This is a genomic window from Pareuzebyella sediminis (assembly GCF_008367235.1).
GTDB classification, from domain to species: Bacteria; Bacteroidota; Bacteroidia; order Flavobacteriales; family Flavobacteriaceae; genus Pareuzebyella; species Pareuzebyella sediminis.
Genome location: NZ_VTZS01000001.1, coordinates 548739 through 567507 on the forward strand (window position 1 = coordinate 548739; position 18769 = coordinate 567507).

14 protein-coding genes and 1 tRNA gene are annotated in these 18769 nt (G+C 41.5%); 8 read left to right on the plus strand and 7 right to left on the minus strand.

Features of this window, described 5'->3' with window-relative positions:
- Positions 1-9 precede the first annotated feature (9 nt).
- Positions 10-786: an MBL fold metallo-hydrolase gene (locus tag F2B13_RS02185; RefSeq protein ID WP_232622978.1), complete on the plus strand. Its 777-nt coding sequence runs from the start codon at positions 10-12 to the stop codon at positions 784-786.
- Positions 787-972: 186 nt separating this feature from the next.
- The gene (locus F2B13_RS02190; RefSeq protein WP_394348961.1) at positions 973-1356 is read left to right on the plus strand and encodes a hydrolase; all 384 of its coding nucleotides are present in this window, start codon (positions 973-975) and stop codon (positions 1354-1356) included.
- Positions 1357-1415: 59 nt separating this feature from the next.
- Here F2B13_RS02190 and F2B13_RS02195 read toward each other — a convergent pair whose 3' ends face one another.
- From F2B13_RS02195 to F2B13_RS02220, 6 genes are all read right to left on the minus strand, one after another.
- On the minus strand, positions 1416-2075 hold the full coding sequence (locus F2B13_RS02195) for an alpha/beta hydrolase (protein ID WP_149302956.1): 660 nt from the start codon (positions 2073-2075) through the stop codon (positions 1416-1418).
- A 1-nt stretch (position 2076) separates the two neighbouring features.
- Entirely contained in the window at positions 2077-2403 is a 327-nt protein-coding gene (locus tag F2B13_RS02200) for a hypothetical protein (RefSeq protein ID WP_149302958.1), read from the minus strand.
- A gap of 41 nt (positions 2404-2444) precedes the next feature.
- On the minus strand, positions 2445-2771 hold the full coding sequence (locus F2B13_RS02205; protein ID WP_149302960.1) for a DUF4870 domain-containing protein: 327 nt from the start codon (positions 2769-2771) through the stop codon (positions 2445-2447).
- Positions 2772-2809: 38 nt separating this feature from the next.
- Positions 2810-4069 (minus strand): dihydroorotase, encoded by a 1260-nt coding sequence (locus F2B13_RS02210; RefSeq protein ID WP_149302962.1) that lies wholly within the window; start codon positions 4067-4069, stop codon positions 2810-2812.
- Positions 4070-5989, minus strand: coding sequence for a BatA domain-containing protein (locus F2B13_RS02215; protein WP_149302964.1), 1920 nt, complete (start codon positions 5987-5989; stop codon positions 4070-4072).
- 105 nt (positions 5990-6094) lie between these two features.
- Positions 6095-7102 carry a glycosyltransferase gene (locus F2B13_RS02220; protein ID WP_149302966.1) on the minus strand — a complete coding sequence of 336 codons (1008 nt, stop codon included), beginning with the start codon at positions 7100-7102 and terminating at the stop codon, positions 6095-6097.
- 163 nt (positions 7103-7265) lie between these two features.
- On the opposite strand from F2B13_RS02220, the gene F2B13_RS02225 reads away from it, so the two are divergent.
- The gene (locus F2B13_RS02225; protein ID WP_149302968.1) at positions 7266-8270 is read left to right on the plus strand and encodes a 3-keto-disaccharide hydrolase; all 1005 of its coding nucleotides are present in this window, start codon (positions 7266-7268) and stop codon (positions 8268-8270) included.
- A gap of 110 nt (positions 8271-8380) precedes the next feature.
- Positions 8381-8465: transfer RNA gene (locus tag F2B13_RS02230), tRNA-Ser, on the plus strand.
- Positions 8466-8694: 229 nt separating this feature from the next.
- On the opposite strand, the gene F2B13_RS02235 is transcribed toward F2B13_RS02230, so the two are convergent.
- Positions 8695-9666: a phytanoyl-CoA dioxygenase family protein gene (locus F2B13_RS02235; RefSeq protein ID WP_149302970.1), complete on the minus strand. Its 972-nt coding sequence runs from the start codon at positions 9664-9666 to the stop codon at positions 8695-8697.
- 476 nt (positions 9667-10142) lie between these two features.
- Here F2B13_RS02235 and F2B13_RS02240 point away from each other — a divergent pair, with 476 nt between their 5' ends.
- From F2B13_RS02240 to F2B13_RS02255, 4 genes are all read left to right on the plus strand, one after another.
- The gene (locus tag F2B13_RS02240) at positions 10143-10985 is read left to right on the plus strand and encodes a helix-turn-helix domain-containing protein (RefSeq protein WP_149302972.1); all 843 of its coding nucleotides are present in this window, start codon (positions 10143-10145) and stop codon (positions 10983-10985) included.
- 119 nt (positions 10986-11104) lie between these two features.
- The gene (locus F2B13_RS02245) at positions 11105-13342 is read left to right on the plus strand and encodes a S9 family peptidase (protein ID WP_149302974.1); all 2238 of its coding nucleotides are present in this window, start codon (positions 11105-11107) and stop codon (positions 13340-13342) included.
- A gap of 376 nt (positions 13343-13718) precedes the next feature.
- A complete protein-coding gene (locus F2B13_RS02250) occupies positions 13719-14702 on the plus strand; it encodes a chemotaxis protein CheB (RefSeq protein WP_149302976.1) in 984 nt (327 codons plus the stop codon).
- A complete protein-coding gene (locus F2B13_RS02255) occupies positions 14702-18766 on the plus strand; it encodes a CheR family methyltransferase (protein ID WP_149302978.1) in 4065 nt (1354 codons plus the stop codon). The genes F2B13_RS02250 and F2B13_RS02255 overlap by 1 nt, the downstream gene beginning before the upstream one ends.
- Positions 18767-18769 lie beyond the last annotated feature (3 nt).

Here is an 18769-nt window from a genome sequence, read left to right on the forward strand (position 1 = left end):
TGAGAATACATGGACGAGGGTTTGAAAATTATCTTTTTAGGCACAGGAACGTCACAGGGAATTCCTATTATCGGTAGCAATCACCCTGTTTGCTTGAGCAACGACCCCAAGGACAAACGCCTGCGAGTTTCAGTCTTACTCCGTTGGAACAAATACAATTACGTTATCGACTGCGGCCCTGATTTTCGGCAGCAAATGCTCAGACATAAGGTATCTAGGTTAGATGGAATACTTTTCACCCACGAGCATTCGGACCATACGGCCGGCCTTGATGACATACGTCCCTTTTTTTTTAGGCAAGGCGACATTCCTATTTTTGCCCACGAACGCGTGGTCCACTCACTCAAACATCGTTTCGATTATATCTTTACCGATGAAAATCGCTATCCAGGAGCTCCTTCCGTGGCTCCCCATGTTATTTCTAAGGAAACTCCTTTTAAAATAGGGGATACCTTGGCAATTCCTATCGAAGCAAACCATAATAGACTAAAAGTTATGGGTTTTAGAATAAAGGATTTCACGTATTTGACGGATATAAAAACTATAGCAAATGAAGAGATCAACAAGGTGAGGGGGTCTAAAGTATTGGTGGTGAATGCGCTGCGCATAGAACCTCATCACTCACACTTTAATCTTGAAGAGGCGTTGGCGTTTATAGAAGAGGTAAAGCCAGAAGTCGCATATCTAACACATATCAGCCATCTCCTAGGGTTTCATGAAGAAGTCGAAAAATCCCTTCCGGATGGAGTCCATCTTGCCTATGACAATTTAACCTTGAATCTCTAGATAGTTCAATAACATTTTGGCAATGTGGTATACTAGTATAGTAAGTACGGCGTTTTTAAACAAAAGTCCTAAGATTTGAAAAGTAAATTATACCTATATCTATTTGTATTTGCAATATTGATTTGCCTATATCTTTTTGTGAGCAACCAAAAAATGGGGGCAGCGAAAGACAGTCAAATTGAACAGATGAAGCTGAAAATAGAACAATTGCAAGACGCTGTGAGCAGGGGTGAAATAAAGGCCTTGGAATTGCAATATTTTTCTTTGGAAAATAATGATGATGCCCTGGCGTACTATGATCATCTGAATATTGAAGACCCTGCACGCTACATTGCGGATAAGTTGCTCGAGACCAATGAAAGTAAGGGTGATAATCCTTTGATTCCTTATGAGGGTATGGAGAGCGATTTTAAGATCAACAAGATAAAGATATTGAATCACAAATGGATTATAGCCGATTTTTCTGATGGAAAATATTGGGGTGAATTGATTTTGAAATATGAACTGAAGGATGACCTTGGCGTTGATTTCACCTTGTTGGATCATCTGCTTTACACGCATAGTCAATAAACAAACAACATTAGCTGCCCATAATCTTGTAGTTGCCTCGGCTAGAAAATGATGGTAGGTTAAATTTTATTTTCCAACCATTTTTTGAATGCATAAAAGTTTTGGGGCGAAACCCCGTGACCGACAGGAAATTCCTCGTAAACATAAGAGACCCCCAATCTAGTTAAAAACGCAGGTATCTTTTGGGCCCATTCGGGAGGTATTACCTGATCGACTTGCCCATGTGAAGCATAAATATTCAAATGTTTATGGTCTTTTTCGGCAAAGCCCTTAAGAATAATACCTTCGTTGATATAGCCACTTAAGGCGACCACATTTTTTATTTTTTCAGGATATGACAGGGAAACGGCATAGCTCAAAATAGTACCTTGGCTGAACCCCAACAGTGTAATTCGATCTTCATCCAGTCCATAGGTAGTGCAGGCTTCTTTGATGAAATGAACGATTTTTTCACGAGATTCAATAGCTTGCTCATCATCGCTCCATTTGCCTTTTTCTGCATCAAAATTAATGGCATACCAAGCATAGCCAAAAGGCTCCATGGTATATGGGGCGCGTACCGATATAATACATAATTCCTCCTGAAGTTCGGACGCGAATGAAAACAGATCTTCTTCATTGCTACCATAACCATGAAACATGAACATAACGGGTGGCTTACGTTCAACTAGCGATGAAGGTCTAATGAGGTGCTCTAGTGATAAGGGTGCAGTGGTCATGTTATGGGATAAAAGTAAACCATTTTTGAAAATAGGCCCCCAACACCGGTATCAATTGTTTTTTTTCATTCAGCGCCCCTATAAAACCAAATATCCAGAGTACCATGTAACATAAGTACAATCCATATAAGGCATAGGGACTATACCATACACTGGAAAATAAGGCAAAAGCGTGAAAAAGAAGGTGTATTCCGAAAGCTTGTCGGATATGAAAACGGGCAAAATCGTTTTTTGGTTCCATGTTCATGCTCATCGCAATAAAAGAACCGATTATAGTTATGTATGCGATAATAGCCGTGGTCTTTCCATTTTTATTAGTCGGGGTCATGGCTTATAAATTTCCGCAGAATAAAGTATTGGCGAACAAAATTAAGAAGCTTTTTTACCAATGTGTCCTACTAAGGGTATCTCTTCCATTCTACCGTTCATTGCATTGATGAGTCCTAATATCGCCAAAATAAGACCGGTGTACTGCAAGTACATCAGAATTTCGATACCGGTAATGGAGACTAACATGCCTGCGATTATGGTTACCAGTATTCCGGTCAACCAAGCCCTCAGGGCTTGCCCAATATGAAATTTGGCAAATTCGTTCTGCTTCGAATTGTTCATCAAATAGGCGACAAGTGTGCCTATTAGGGTAATATAGCTAATGATAGCTATTGTTTTGCCCTCGTCGATTGTATTTTGATCCATGTTTCGGTTTTTAAATAGGTTGATTTTTTCAATATACACTATTCACGAATATTCATCTGACCGTTATTAATGATGCCGTAAACTAGGCCTTTAAGTTCCGCTCCTACGAACATACAGTTTTTTGAAGTCGAATATATATCTTTCTCATTAAAGACCCAATGTTTATCTGGATCAAAAAGGGTCAGGGAGGCCCTTGATCCCTCACTTAATCTTATGGTTTCCAAACCATAGCGTTCTCTACCCCGGGTTAACAAGTCAATGACCGTGGGAAGCTCAAAAAGTCGATTAGATATCCCGAAGGCAGTTTCCAACCCGATACTCCCAGGAGTGGCATTGTCGAACTCTCTATGCTTCTCTTCAATATTTAAGGGGAGGTGATCACTACAGATGTAATCGACCACTCCCTCCTTCAAGCCCGTGATCAATGCTTCGGTGTCGGTCTTCGTACGAAGTGGAGGCATGACCTTAAAGGAGGAGTCAAAGTTTTCTAGCACGCTATCGGTAAGGAACAAGTTGTGTACGGCCACACTACAACTGACATCGAGCCCGTTTTTCTTTGCCGCTCTTATGAGGCCTACCGATTTCGCAGTGGAAATGGTGGGTATATGTAACTTACCACCAGTGTACTCTAAAAGGGTAAGGTCTCTTTGAACTTGTAATTCTTCCGAAATGTTCGGTAGGCCTTTGAGTCCTAATCGAGTAGAAACCTCACTTTCATTAACTATTCCTTTACCGGAGATATTTTTATTAAGCGGAAACGAGTAGACCAGTCCATCAAAATTCTGTACGTATTGCAAAGCAATTTTAAGAAGGTTCGAATTTTCGACAGGCCTTTTAAAATCATAGTAACCGACGGCCCCAGCATTCTTCATGTCGTACAGTTCCGCCAAATCTTTACCCTCACACTTAACCGTGAGGGCACCTAATGGATGCAAATTGGCCAAGCAGCCCTTAGCAGCATTTTTAAAAAAAACAATATCCGAACTGCTATCGGGCACGGGGTTGGTATTCGGGTTTAGAACGATATCGGTAAAACCGCTTCTTGCTGCAACATCAAGACCATGGGCAATAGTTTCCCTTTCTTCATAACCAGGTTCCCCAAAACTTACGCTGCTATCAAACCAACCAGGTGAAATATGAAGGTTCTTTTTTTCGATGAGCTGAAATTTCCCCGTTTCCTCAATCTTTGGGGCGATTTTTTCAATAATTCCATTTCGGATAAGAATATCGCGCTTTTTTAAATGAAGCTCCCTATTCGTTTGATCAACAATTTTCGCCGACTTTATAAGGATTTTCATCTAAAGATATTTTTGAATGAGAATTTCAATAATCATAAACAGTAACGCTAAAATAACAAACCATTTCCAAAGCTCGCTTACAGTGTTATTTTTTTCAATGGTTTCAAAAAGGGAACTAATGGAGGTCGTTTTTAATGCTGCAGGAATACGTTCTAGCTCTTGGTATACCAGTTTACTTTCTTTTCGAGGAAAATTAAGTGCTATGTACTTAATGGGATTTTGGTCTTCTTCAATAACGTAGATTCCATCTGTATCTAAACCCTCTTCGAAAAAGAGAGATACTTTTTTGGTGCGTGATTGCTGACGCGGTATATATTCATAAGTGTCTTTTTTTACCTTTAAAATCTGGTCTTTTCCTAGTGTAACCGGAACATCAATGGTAAAATTTTGCCCCAAAACATTATAGAGTTGCGGCAGTTGAAGGCTCTGACGTGCCATATTATAGAATGTTGGAACAATGAGGGGAGAATTTCTAAACGAGGAGTTTTCATCGAACAGAGGAGCAGAAAACAAGAAGAAACCATCATTACCTAGCAAAAAGGGCATTCCATTTTCAAACGACAGCGCCGCAAGTGCACTCGAATTCACCGTATAGTAATCGCTAACTTTAGGATACTGGAAATTCGACACACTTTTCTCGAAGACATTGCGGTACAAGGGGTGTGAAAACGCAATGTTTGTAATATTTCTATCAGCCACTACATGTTCCCCTATGGAAGTCGAAAAATAATTCGAAACCAATAGATTATACGAATTCAAGTCGATCTCATTAGAAGGAATTATGGTAATGCTGTTGCCATCATCGGTGAAAGATCTTAAACTGGTCGCCAAAGATGTAGGTATCTTCCGCAATCCATTTAGGATAATTAAATTTTGATCTGTCAAATCGCCATAATTTAAATTATCTAGGCGATAGGTCGAGAAAATGAACTCGTCATCGCGATAAATTTTACCAAGATATTGATGGTCTTCGGGACCGACGGACAATACACGAATCTTTTCACGCTCATCTATCATAAAGTATAAATAGTTGTCATACAATAACCCGGTGTCCGCGATTTGAATTTTTCCTTTAATCGATTTATTGTCGGGAAGTGTGAAGTACACCTTTGCTGTATTCTCTTCATCAAATGAAGCAGAAGTTTTGGCAATCAGGTTATCACCGTTGTACAACGAAACCGGGGTATTCTCTACGATATTATCGCTGGATAATTGCGTGATCAAGGTGGGTTGACCGATATTTTCGGTGTCTAAGTAAGCGGTATCTATAGAGATATTGGTGTACTCGCTCGCCGAAAGTTGCACTAAATTTCTTTGACCTATATGAATAGAATCGAGAGTAGTACCGAACATATCTTGTTGAAAATCAGAAATAATGATTAAATTTTTATCGGTAGTACGATCATTGGAAAAAAGGGTGTTTCCCTTAAGTGAAATTTCTTGAAAATCCAATTGGTTTTGCCCGGTCGAAAGAGTTAAGAGATCGTTTTGGATATCTCGAAGGGTGACATTTTTAAAGGTTCTGTCATTAGTGAACAGCGAAAATCTTTCGTCAGCCGGGAGGTGTTTTATCAAGTCTTGTACCGCATTTTCTAAAAGGGAAGCACCGTCCTTTTTCAATTGCATACTAAAAGAATTGTCAACATAGATTACATTTTCTTTTTTGGTAAGGGCGGATTCATTTGCTAAAAAGGGTTGGGCAAAAGCCAAAACAAGAGCGGCTATAAGCGACAATCTGGCGAACAATAAAAGCCATTTTTTTAGGGTACTGCTCCTTCTTGATTCGGAGACCACCTTTTTTAGCAACTTTACATTGGTAAACCGCGTTTTCTTGAAACGACGAAGCTGAAAAAGATGTATAATGAGGGGAATCAGGAGAAGACTTAAGGCCCAAAGTAGTTCTGGATTTTTAAACTGCATTTCCTGAATTGAGTTGACAAAGATAGGCAATTCGAGATTCAAAGTTTAACGGTTAAAGCTAAATCTTATCGTCGGTTAAAAGTAGGATGCTCCATGATAATTTTCTTAACAAAAGAAAAAATAATCGCGTGATTCTTTTTGGTCGAGGTGGGCTAAATACTGTCTTATCTCCCTTTGGGCTTCTTGGTTGGCCACGGTAATGATACTCTGAGGAGCTGTTAATTTTTCCAGTTCGGAATAGTGCAGCATAGGGAATCCGTAAATTTTCTTTCCTATTTTTTTCGGATTGTCGCAAAGCCAATAAAAGGGAACATTTTTCTTGCGTAAACCCTTGGCAATATCCTTGCCTTTGGTACCGGCACCCCAAACGACCAATGGGCGGTTTCTATCATAATCCAATTTCAAAAAATAATGAAGTTTGATATCCAAAAAATAATTTTGTGCATAATGTACGCTTGTTCTTGAGGTGCGCGTATCGTAGTCGCGCCAATAGTGCAATACCTGTTGGCAAGGAATACATTGTAAAGCGTTTTCATAGAACCGAAACGTAAGGTCGTAGTCTTCCGGGTAGCGATTTGAATCAAAGGCCCCGCATGTATCGAGGTCCTCGCGGAAGGCCATCCAACACGGGGATGGAATAACACATTCCTTATAAATTTCACTATAGTTGGTGCCACATTCGATAAGTGTATTAATCCACTTTTCGTACCGCTTGTAGCCATTGCTTATACCCCTATGCGAGAAATATTTCACCTGGCCTACCGCTAGATGTCCTTTTCCTTTATGACGAAGGGCATCGACCATAACGCGCAATCTGTTCGGGGTCATGATGTCATCGGAATCCATTCTGGTAATCAAGTTCCCGTTGCTTTCTGAGTAGGCAGTTCGCAATGCCTCGATAATACCTTTACCCTGGTTTTCGAATACCTTGATGCGCGGATCTTTTTTGGCATAGGCCTTGACCCGTGCTAAACTTTGGTCTTGAGACCTATCGTTCACGGCCAGCACTTGCCACTGCGTATATGATTGCCCTAAAATTGATTCAATACACTCTTCGAAGAATGGCTCGGAATCTTTAAAAGGAATCAGGATGCTGACTAAATAATCGTGCATGGCAAAATGGTTCTTATAAATCGGTATGCGCGTAACGGTTAAGCCCTACGAAACCAAACGAAGACGAATTTACCTTAATTTTAAAAACAATGGAACTGCTATTTGGAACTTTGGTATAGGTTGACGACCTTGTATTCTCAAACTTTTTGTAATATCCAGAGAGATGAAAAAAAGCATGGTTACCTATACGTTCCTTTTTCTAGCCCTATCAAGCTTTGCCCACACGAACCCCGTTCCTTTGACCGCCAATACCTTTGATGGTATGTGGGGTCTTGAAATTGAAAGTGGGGGCGTTGGTTGGTTGCACGTTCATGAAGACCAAGGGTTTTTAGACGCAGAATTATTGTGGATCGGAGGTAGTGTGCTACCGGTATCCCATGTCTATCTGGCCGATGAGAACACCTTGGTCGTTACCCGTACGTACGAAGCGAAAAAAAGCGAAAATCGAACCCACACCGTTACGATGACCTTACGTATCAAAAAGTCGGGAGATACCCTTGAAGGTACTATGACCGCTCCAAAATGGAATGGCAGTGGCGAAACTGAAACCAAATTTATAGGCAAACGAATGCCTGCCATGCCCGAAAGACCCGACCTGTCGAAAGTGGATTTAGGGAAATCTGTGAATCTTTTTAATGGTAAAAATCTGAACGGGTGGAGGTTGATCGACCCGGAATCGAAAAGCGCATTTGAAGTCGTCGATGGGGTATTGGTAAACGACCCGGTTCAACCGGATCATGGGGCACACATTTCGTATGGAAATCTCCGCACCGAAAAAGAGTATGGTGACTTTAATCTAAAACTGGAAGTCAACGTACCAGAAGGAAGTAACAGTGGGGTCTATTTAAGAGGCCTTTATGAGATACAGGTAGTCGATTCGTACGGTAAGCCATTGGATTCGCATAATATGGGCGCTGTTTACAGTCGAATTACCCCCAATGAGGCTGCAGAAAAGCCGCCAGGTGAGTGGCAATCTATGAACATTACGTTGGTAGACCGGCACGTGACCGTCGTTCTTAATAATAAGAAGATTATAGACAATGAACCAGTGTATGGTCCTACGGGTGGTGCCATTAGTGCCGATGTCTTGGCTCCCGGACCGATTTATCTACAGGGCGATCATGGCAAAGTTTCATATCGCAATATTGTTTTGACCCCAATCAATTAGAACCTTACCTTGTGTATACAAGGCATTATCGAGGTTTGTAAGATCATTGATTTTTATTGACTGGAAATCTTTATGGATTCAAAAAAGCTTTCTATATTTGCAACCGCTTAGGAGGAATGGCAGAGTGGTCGAATGCGGCAGTCTTGAAAACTGTTGAGGGTCACACCTCCGGGGGTTCGAATCCCTCTTCCTCCGCTGAATAGTGTAAAACACTACAAAGAACCCTGTAAATAAATTATTTGCAGGGTTTTGTTTTGTTTGATATTCCTTTATTTCGACGTCGGATTACAAGCCTCCTTTTGCACACCTAAAGATGCCATTTTTTAAAGCCTCGGTTGGTTTTTTGAGGGTTCGGGTATGTATTCACCACGAAAAAAGCAACTTCTTGAACGGAGTTCCTCTTTCTAAAGGAATAGCATGGGCATTACCATTTTTTCAGTCCCAGCAATTTCTCGCCTAAATCTGATAATTCCGCCCTTTTGTATTTCGTCTGCTCCCAATTTCGTGGATCACCGGGAAAGGCATAGCCTTCCGGGGCCATCCGGTTCTTCCATGAATTGACCCGCCATTCTCGTAAGGCCTCGTTGTCTTCTTGTGCAGGCATCATCGAAATATATTGCGCTATTCGAACTTTTTCGTCGGATGTGTTGGGGCGAATGCCATGCGGCAGCGAACTGTTGAATATCAGTAGGTCACCTGCTTCCATGGGGACTTTTACAAGTTTGTCCTCCAGCCCCGCAATATCAGGTTTAAAATGATCCCTATCCCCGGGCTGTGTAAGTTTCCAGGTGTCATAATTTCTAAACAACCAGGGAATACATTGAAATCCTCCCATATTGGGATCTGTTTGGTCGGCCAATGCCAATACGCCTTGAACGTTTTGAGGTTTGGTTTCCGGATCGTAATCCCAATGGATAAACCCTTTGTACTCATGGCCGGGGCGCATGGGAAAATTTAAATTTGCCCTATCTATGGTGACCCACAGTTTTTCGGTTCCCCAAATATCGACAAAGGCGTCATAGACCCGTTTTGTTTGACGGTTGTTCCAAAGGTGTTGATGATTATAGACTTCGACCATTCCGGTACCTGCCAGTTCCTTCATTTTCATTTCGGCACGGGCTGCAGTATACCAGGTTTCTTTGTCATGAGGGTCTTTTTCCTCGAATTCCCAAAGAAAGGCAGTAGTACGAGCTGCTTGTTCTCGGGGTACCGCATTTGTAACGACCACATAGCCGTTCTCTTTCCAAAACTTCCATTGTTCCAGGGTCAAGACCTTGAGCGAATCCGCAGCGGCTTCTCTTCGCAATTGAATTTTGCTGCTCTTTGCGGTAGAAGGATTACCGGGAATTTCTTTGTGTTCATGGCCCGGAACCATTTTTTGCGCTGTTTTTTCCATGATTTTTAAATTGATTAGTATCGGTTATGTTCTCTGTTCTGAAAATGTTTCACTTCATTGATGTAAAAATCAATCCTCGTGTGCGATTATATACGTTTTAGATTGACTTTCTTTAAATAGGCGTTTTTATGACAGAATTAAATGGCTTTGTCAGGGCCGTCACCACAGTTTCATTACGTTGGGGCCGTATCACTTTCTTTGTTTCAAAATGATGCCTACGACAAGCATTGGCACAATTGCAGGTACAGCTTTTATATTTTAAAGTTATTGATTTTGAGCACATTATTACTTAGTATTTAGAATTTATATCTGCTGTTCGGTATTGCAGTGCGATTACCTTTAGCCAAATTCAGAACTACATCGTATTATCACTACAAAGAACAATAGAAAATTTGGCGGAAAGTTTGATAGAGTTAGCCACAACTTGTACTATATTGATATTTTGTAGTATTTTAATACATATACATGCCATTTTCATGAAAGTCCAGCTCGAAACCATCACGAATAAAGTGAACCGTTCATTCAGCATGATGTTCAATCCAAGGTTGAGCGATCTTTTTTTTTGGCATTTCCATCCCGAGTATGAACTGGTGTATATAGAAGGAGCGAATGGTACCCGCCATGTGGGCGATCATATTTCGACCTATGAGGGTAGCGATCTTGTATTGATCGGATCGAACATTCCCCATTTGAATTTTGACTATGGGGTCGATACCGATTATAGGAAGGTAGTGGTGCACCTGAAGAAGGAATTGGTAGAGACCCACTTTTTCGGAACACCGGAATTATTGGTGATCAACACCATGTTTCGAAAAGCAAGATATGGTTTGGCCTTTCCAGAAAAGTTCAAAAAGAAACTTGGGAAAAAACTGTTCGCCTTGGAAGGCTTGGCACCCATCGAACAGTATATGCAACTGCTTGAAATATTACAAGTATTGTCGGATGCAGAGGAGTTCGAACTTTTACACGACCACCCTTATGACCATCAGGTAAGTGATAAAGATCAGAAAAGAATAAGCTCGATCTTTGCCCTTATCGATAATGGCTATCAGCATAAAATAGAACTTCAAGAGGTGGCCGACCTCTGCCATATGACCAAAGAAGCGTTTTGTCGCTATTTCAAGAAAATGACAAGGTACACCTTTACCGAATTTTTAAACCGGTACCGAATCAGCCAGTCGAAACGAGACCTGATGGCCGGCAAGAGTGTGAGCGATGCCTGTTATGGCTCGGGCTTTGAAAGTCTCTCGTATTTTAACCGTATTTTTAAGAAAGTTACCAATGAAAATCCTAGGGAGTTTCGAAAAAGATATGTGTAGCGCATAGAAAATAGGTGGTGTTCGCCATGAGTATTTGGTTGAATCGCCTCCACCGGCACTTCTATCTATACGAGATATATTGTATATTTCCGGGTGTTTAAAAATTGCTCTGATATACCATGAAAAGAATATTCTTGCTCGGCGTACTTGTTATTTTGTTTTTTACCCTACCGATTACAGCTCAAAAGAAAGCTTCCTTATCCTTAGAGGACATCTATAAAGACCGTGTTTATCAACAGAAAAGTTTTGGGCCCGTCAGATGGATGACCGACAATAACGGGTACTCTACTCTTGAGCCAAATGAGGAAGTTGGTGGTAAAGATATCGTAAGATATGATGCCAAGAACGGAAAGCGTACCGTAGTAGTCTCCGCTGCTCAGTTGATGCCCGATGGTAAAGAAGAACCTTTGGAGATTTCAAATTATAATTGGTCCAGTGATAATAACAAATTGCTGATTTTCACCAATACAAAAAAAGTATGGAGGTATAACACTAGGGGCGATTATTGGGTACTGGATCTAGACTCCGGCAAACTGAAACAATTGGGGAAAACGCTGCCCGAATCCTCTTTGATGTTTGCCAAGTTTTCGCCAGATGCCTCAAAGGTGGGCTACGTCAGTAATCTAAACATTTATGTGGAAGATGTAGAAGTGGATACGATTCAGCAGTTGACTTCAGATGGTGGCGGAAATATTATCAACGGAACATTTGATTGGGTCTATGAAGAGGAATTAAATTGTCGTGACGGTTTTAGATGGAGTCCCGATGGTCAAAATCTTGCTTATTGGCAATCAGATACCAAAGGGGTAGGCACCTTTTATATGATTAACAATATAGACTCCATATACTCCAAGCCGATACCCATGCCTTATCCAAAAGTCGGCACCCAACTTTCGGCGGTCAAGGTCGGGGTCATTCCTGTTCAGGGAGGCAACACCAAATGGTTCGATATCCCCGGTGACCCCAGGAACAATTATTTGGCCCGTATGGATTTTATACCGGGCACTGACGAGGTCATGATTCAACAATTGAATCGTCGGCAGAATACCAATAAAGTCTGGATAGGCGATATCAGTTCGATGACCATAGAAAATATCATAACGGAAAAGGACGAGGCATTTCTCGATATCCATGACGATATCCGTTGGCTAGATAATAATCGGTTTTTTACTTGGTCTAGTGAACGTGACGGATGGTTACATTTATACAAAATTTCAAAAGACGGAAAGGAAATAGAGCCGATTACCAAGGGAAGTTTTGATGTCATCAATATCGATTGTATCGATACCAAGGGGGGGTATGTGTATTACATAGCATCTCCCGATAATTTCACCCAACGCTATTTGTATAGAAGTCGTATCGACGGCAAAGGGAAAGCCGAGCGGATTACGCCTCTATCTGATTCAGGACAAAGCGCTTATCAAATTTCCGAAAATGCCAAATGGGGCATACAGGTTTTTCAAAATAGTACCACACCACCGCGATATTCCTTAATAAGCCTCCCGAAGCATAAAGAAATAAGGCTTTTGGAAGACAATAGTGAACTACGTAAGAAATATGACGCCCTCGCTCTGAGATCAAAGGAGTTCATAAAGGTTGATATCGGTGATGTAGTACTTGATGCTTGGATGCTAAAACCAATCGATTTCGATGCTACAAAAAAATATCCGCTTTTGTTCTACGTCTACGGCGAGCCTGCCGGATCTACCGTTCAGGATAACTGGAGCAGCCGTGCCCTATATCATCAATATATGGCACAGCAGGGATATGTAGTTGTCAGCGTCGACAATCGGGGCACCAAAACGCCTCGTGGCAACAAATGGCGGAAGTCCATTTACGGACAGATCGGTATTTTAGCATCCGAAGACCAGAGTAAAGCGGCAAAGAAAATTTTAAACACTTACGATTTTCTCGACCCTGAGAGAGTGGGTATCTGGGGCTGGAGTGGAGGCGGGCAGATGACATTGAATTGCATGTTCAGGTATCCCGATATCTACAAATCTGGATTGGCAGTTTCCTTTGTGTCCGATCAAAGGCTATACGATGCGACCTATCAAGAACGATATATGGGGCTTTTGGAAGACAATGCAAAGGGATATCATGACGGATCCCCAATTAATTTTGCTCAAAACCTGAAGGGCAACCTGATGATTATTCATGGCACGGCAGACGATAATGTACATTATCAGAGTGTTGAAATGCTGATCGATAGATTGATAAAATACAACAAGTTATTTTCTATGATGTCCTATCCGATGCGATCGCATTCGATCAATGAACGGGAAAACACTTCATACCATTTAAGGGAGACCATGGAAAAATTTTGGAAAGAAAAGCTACAGGCCGGTGCACGATAAATTAATGCTCAATATACCGGCCCCAAGTCTACAAAAAAGAAGTGGATTTTTTAGAAGAAGCAAATTAAACAAACGAATGGCCAAGGTTTGCTGCTCTTTTAGGTAATAAAGAAAGCAACCTAAATTTTAAAGACCATGGGTATCTCTTCTGTCAGAATAATACCTTTTTTTATTTTTTTTTTGAACAGACTTGGATGGGCAGCCCCGATGATGTTGTAGGTTTCCTAAGAGGCTCTGATTTAGAAAACTAAGAATGGAAATAGAACCATTTGGCATCTATTATTTTTTTTTGCAACGGTTGGATAGGGTCTAGCAAATATTCTATAACGTCAATAAGAACAGTTTAGTTAACTATCTTTCTGTTTTTCAATTAAATATGAAAGAACCTTCTAGAATTTTTGTAATGGGCGCTTCCTCTGGAGGTCGGAAGGTTATTGTGAACGTTTTAAGAGACTTTCCCGAGAACTGTAATGCAGCTTTTTTGGTGGTGGTGCATGCCTCTTCCGACACACCGTCGATATTTCATCAAATACTTTCCAAAAAAATAAAAATGAAGGTGTTCGAGGCAGAACATGGGATGACCATTCAAAAGGGAAGCGTTATCCTGGCCAAACCTAATCAGCATTTGTTTGTAAGTGAGGGTAAGGCCCTATTGTCAAACGGGCCGCGTGAAAATCTGTTTAGACCCGCCATAGATGTCTTGTTTCGTTCTGCTGCGGTGGCCTATGGAAATTCGTGTACCGGTATTCTCCTCTCGGGCCGATTGAACGACGGTGCCGCTGGTTTGGAAGCCATCAAGAAATGTGGTGGTCTCGTTATGATCCAGAACCCTGCGACCGCCGAATTCAGCGATATGCCCTCCTTTGCGGCAGAAACGGTCGATGTCGATTACGTAGTGAATGAAGAAGACATGTGTCATGTGCTACTCAAAGTTTTGGAGGAAGAGAAACCCCGGCAAATTGAAATTCCCCAAACGATTATTAGGGAGAATACCATTGCTACAAGAATTGGTAGCCAAGTATCGAAACAAAATAGTTTGGGTAATCAGGTTCCGATCAGTTGCTCTACCTGTGGCGGCCCTCTATGGAAAATAAAGGACTCAAAAATTAACCGCTATCGCTGCCATGTCGGCCATGCTTTTACCGAAGAGGCCTTATTAAAGAGTCAGAATGAAGCCTTAGAAGAGGCTTTATGGGTGGCATTGCGTACGCTTGAAGAGAAAAAGATGCTGCTTGAACGCGTATATGGGCAGGTTAAAGAAAGGCGGGGCAAGACATTGGTCGTTCCCCAAAACATAAAAATTGATGAAGTTCAACAACAAACTAATAAATTGCGGAATGTTCTACAAATACCCGATTGATGGCAGAAAGTAAAACCAGTTCCAAAAAAAACCGTGGGTTGTATGTAGTAGGAGTAGGGGCTTCGGCAGGGGGGCTTGATGCGATTACCAAGCTTTTATCAAATTTCAATGGGGTAACCGCCAATTTCTGCGTGGTGGTAGTGATGCACCTGAGCCCAAAGTACAAGAGTGAACTAACCTCGATTTTGAACAAGCGTTGCAAGTGGCCCGTCATTACGGTAGAAAGTAATTTAGAACTAAAGCCCAGACATATCTATGTTACTCCTCAAAACAGTGATATCCATATAGAGGGTACCGATCTAATGTTAGCCCCCCTACCGCCGAATTATTCGACCGCACCCTCTATCGATAATTTTTTTACCTCCTTGGCCCGTTCAAGGCAAAACAAGGCCGTAGGCATTATACTATCGGGCTACGGAAAGGATGGTTCGGAAGGCATTATAGAAATTAAGAAGAACAACGGGTTTACGTTGGCCCAATACCCAGATACCGCCGAACATCCCGATATGCCAAAAGCGGCCATTCAAACTAAAATGGTCGATTTGGTAATACCTCCCGAACAAATGTTCGAAGAAGTCTCCCATTTCATTTTAAATAGCACTGCCATAGCCGCAAGCCCTCCCAAAAAGAAAAGTATCGATGCCATTTTTGAATTGTTGGAAAAGCGATCGGGAACCGATTTTTCACAGTACAAGCCTACAACGATAATGAGGCGCATCAATCACCGTATGGCAGGGCTACAGATTGGATCATTGATCAAGTACTATGAACTCATAATGAAATCACCTCGCGAGCTGGACTTTTTATTTAAAACGGTATTGATCGGGGTGACCGAATTTTTTAGGGATAAAAAAGCGTTCGATAGTTTTCGGAAGCTTTTGGAAGATGTGCTCAAACAAAAATCGGCAGGAGACTCCATACGAATATGGTGCGTTGGTTGTGCCTCAGGGGAAGAGCCGTATTCGGTAGCAATTATGCTGAATGAAATTCTACAGGAAAAAATCAATCACCATCAGATACAGATTTTCGCCTCCGATATCGATGAGAGAGGTCTGAACATAGGGCGAAAGGGAATTTACAGCAAAGAAAGTCTTGAGAATTTAGATCCTAATTTCATATCAAAATATTTCGAAACCGATGATGGTATCCATTATGAAGTCAACAAGCAGATCAAGCAACATATACTTTTTACGCGGCACGATATCAGCAACGACCCGCCCTTTGTGAAACTTGATGCCCTGATCTGTAGAAATCTACTTATTTATTTCAATAACGCCCTACAAAAGCAATCGTTTCAGATCTTTCATTATTCGTTACGGCCACACGGCTTATTGTTTTTAGGGAAATCGGAAAGTGTAAGCGTGGCAGCCGACCTTTTTGAAAAAATAGATACCCATAAGATTTTTCGAAAGGCTGAGGCGGCCTTGAGCTACCAACTTCGTTTTTCGCGTTTTCGAGGTAAAAATGATGAACAAGTGACTGAATCGAAGAAAGCGGTGGCCCGCAATATGTCGATTGTAGATGTAGCGAAGGAGACGCTATATCACAAGTATGATCATCCGTTCGTCATTATCAATGAACAGGCAGAGATAAAACAGGTACATGGTAGCGTACGCATGTACCTTGAGATCAAAGAGGGCACCATGAACGCCAATTTGTACAAAATGGCCAACCCCGAATTGAACAAGGTGTTAAAGGCAGTGCATGCACAGGTAAAAAAGACCAAAGTGCCCCACACCAGTCACGTGGTCAAATTTATGCTTTATGAAAACCCCCATTATGTAAAAATAAAGATAACTCCCCTTCTCTATACGGTGGCCGACAGTCAGTACTACTTGGTCATTTTTGAAAAAATAATGCCGAGCGAGCAGGTGCTTGAACTGCAAAAGAAACTGCAGACCGCCGATTTCGTAGACCTGCGTATCAAGGAATTGGAAGACGAACTGGCCACCAAAAGCGAGCATCTTCAGATTTTTACCGAAGAATTGGAAGCAACGAATGAAGAATTGCAGACCATAAACGAAGAACGACAATCGGCCAATGAAGAACTCAAATCATCGAATGAAGAGCTGGAGACAAGTAACGAGGAGCTGCAATCGGCCAATGAAGAGCTCAATACTGCGAACAATGAATTACGTTTGACGAACGAATTGATGATCGAGAAGGAGGCCGAGCTCAAAAGGGAAAAGAGTAAAAGTGACCAAAACGAACTGATTTATCGGACCATTGCCGAAAACATCCCCAACGGCACGGTTGGTATTCTTAACGAAAATTTCAAGATCGAGTATGTTGCCGGTACAGGTCTTGACGATTTGGGGGCTGAAGATATGATCGGGCAATCAATGCCCGAACTAAATCCCTCGCGGGCCGAAACCGAAAGACTCCGAAAATTGTGTCAACAAACCTTGGAAGGTAAGTCCGGACACGTAGAAGTACATTATAAAAATCGGTACTACGAAGTACAGACCGTACCTGTTCAGTTTCGATCGGAAGACAAGACGAAAATCTTGTATTTGGTACAGGAAATTACCGAGGAGAAAAAGAATCTTCTCAAATTGGACGCCGCGCTACATGCGGCAAAGTTGGTCGTTGTCGAATATGACTTTGAGAAGGACCTCATTGCCGAAAGCAAATCGCTTTGCCAATTGTTGGACATTGGGGAAACCAGACCGCTAAAAGAAAAAGATTTTGTTGGGAAAATTCATCCTGAAGACTTGAAAAATCGGGAAAAGCAATTGAAGAAGGCCTTTAAGACCGGACGTATAGCCTATGACGTGCGTCTTGTTCTAAAGGAAGGAATAAAGCACATGCGCGTATCCGGTAAGATACTTTTCGATGATGAGAAGAAACCTATCAGTGCCGTGTCGACATTATTGGATATCACACAGGATAAAGAGCTGCTGTTTCAGGTAAAGGAAAGTGAAGAACGCTTTAAACGCATAGCGGAAAGTGCCCCCGTTACGATTTGGATTACCGATAAAGAGGACAACTGCACCTACATCAACAAGACCTGGCTTGAATATACCGGAAGTAGTTTAGAAGATTGCTTGAACGATGGTTGGTTGAAATACATACATCCGGAAGATCGGCGTAGGTCTATGAAAACGTTCTTAAAGGCCTCCGATAAAAGAATACCTTTCGAACTTGAATATATGGTAAAAAATAAGGACGGATCGTACGGATGGTTTTTAAATAGGGCCCATCCTATTTTTGACCAAAATGATCAGTTCAATGGTTTTATTGGCACGAACGTAGACATTACGGCACAGAAAAAGTTTTCGGAAGCACTCGAAAAAGAGGTCGCTGAACGTACTTCGGAGCTAGAAATGTCGAATGCCCAGTTGATGAAAGTGAATTTGAGCTTAGAGGAATATGCCCATATCACCAGTCATGACCTGCAAGAACCAGTGCGTAAAATTCGTACGTTTAACTCGATGCTCCGACCAAAAATTGATGACAATGAAGCGGCGGTAAAATTAGTGGATAGAATTGAAAGTTCTGCAGAGCGCATGACTTCCCTTATAAAAGATATATTGGAATATAGCAAGGTGTCAGAAGGAAATGTCGATTTTGATACGGTCGATCTTGACGATGTGGTTCAAAAAATAGAGCAAGATTTGGAATTGTTAATTTCCGAAAACGAGGTAACCATTAATTCCGATAATCTAGGATCGATCGAGGCGGTTCCTACCCAAATATATCAACTGTTTTCAAACTTGATCAAGAACAGTATTAAGTTCAATGATAACAAACCGAAAATCACGATAAAGTCTTCCGAAATCCAAGGTAAGGATTTGGATGAAGACATTGATGTTTTTCCTGACTTGATATATAAAAAATTGCTGTTCATAGATAATGGTATCGGCATTGCGGAAGCCCAAAGGGATAAGATTTTTAAACCTTTCCAACGGCTTCATTCCAAAACAGCGTATTCGGGCACGGGAATCGGCCTATCCTTATGTAGGCGTATAGCAGAAATACATAAGGGACATATCAGGGTGGGCCGGAACAGTGGTTCGGGTGCCATTTTCGAAGTATACCTACCCATACAACTTCAAGAATAGGGC

Coding starts and splice junctions, on each gene's coding strand:
- F2B13_RS02250 (WP_149302976.1), top strand. CDS start 13,719: ATGAAAGAACCTTCTAGAATTTTTGTAATGGGCGCTTCCTCTGGAGGT.
- F2B13_RS02220 (WP_149302966.1), bottom strand. CDS start 7,102: ATGCACGATTATTTAGTCAGCATCCTGATTCCTTTTAAAGATTCCGAG.
- F2B13_RS02205 (WP_149302960.1), bottom strand. CDS start 2,771: ATGGATCAAAATACAATCGACGAGGGCAAAACAATAGCTATCATTAGC.
- F2B13_RS02210 (WP_149302962.1), bottom strand. CDS start 4,069: ATGAAAATCCTTATAAAGTCGGCGAAAATTGTTGATCAAACGAATAGG.
- F2B13_RS02200 (WP_149302958.1), bottom strand. CDS start 2,403: ATGACCCCGACTAATAAAAATGGAAAGACCACGGCTATTATCGCATAC.
- F2B13_RS02190 (WP_394348961.1), top strand. CDS start 973: ATGAAGCTGAAAATAGAACAATTGCAAGACGCTGTGAGCAGGGGTGAA.
- F2B13_RS02185 (WP_232622978.1), top strand. CDS start 10: ATGGACGAGGGTTTGAAAATTATCTTTTTAGGCACAGGAACGTCACAG.
- F2B13_RS02225 (WP_149302968.1), top strand. CDS start 7,266: ATGAAAAAAAGCATGGTTACCTATACGTTCCTTTTTCTAGCCCTATCA.
- F2B13_RS02235 (WP_149302970.1), bottom strand. CDS start 9,666: ATGGAAAAAACAGCGCAAAAAATGGTTCCGGGCCATGAACACAAAGAA.
- F2B13_RS02240 (WP_149302972.1), top strand. CDS start 10,143: ATGAAAGTCCAGCTCGAAACCATCACGAATAAAGTGAACCGTTCATTC.
- F2B13_RS02245 (WP_149302974.1), top strand. CDS start 11,105: ATGAAAAGAATATTCTTGCTCGGCGTACTTGTTATTTTGTTTTTTACC.
- F2B13_RS02255 (WP_149302978.1), top strand. CDS start 14,702: ATGGCAGAAAGTAAAACCAGTTCCAAAAAAAACCGTGGGTTGTATGTA.
- F2B13_RS02215 (WP_149302964.1), bottom strand. CDS start 5,989: ATGCAGTTTAAAAATCCAGAACTACTTTGGGCCTTAAGTCTTCTCCTG.
- F2B13_RS02195 (WP_149302956.1), bottom strand. CDS start 2,075: ATGACCACTGCACCCTTATCACTAGAGCACCTCATTAGACCTTCATCG.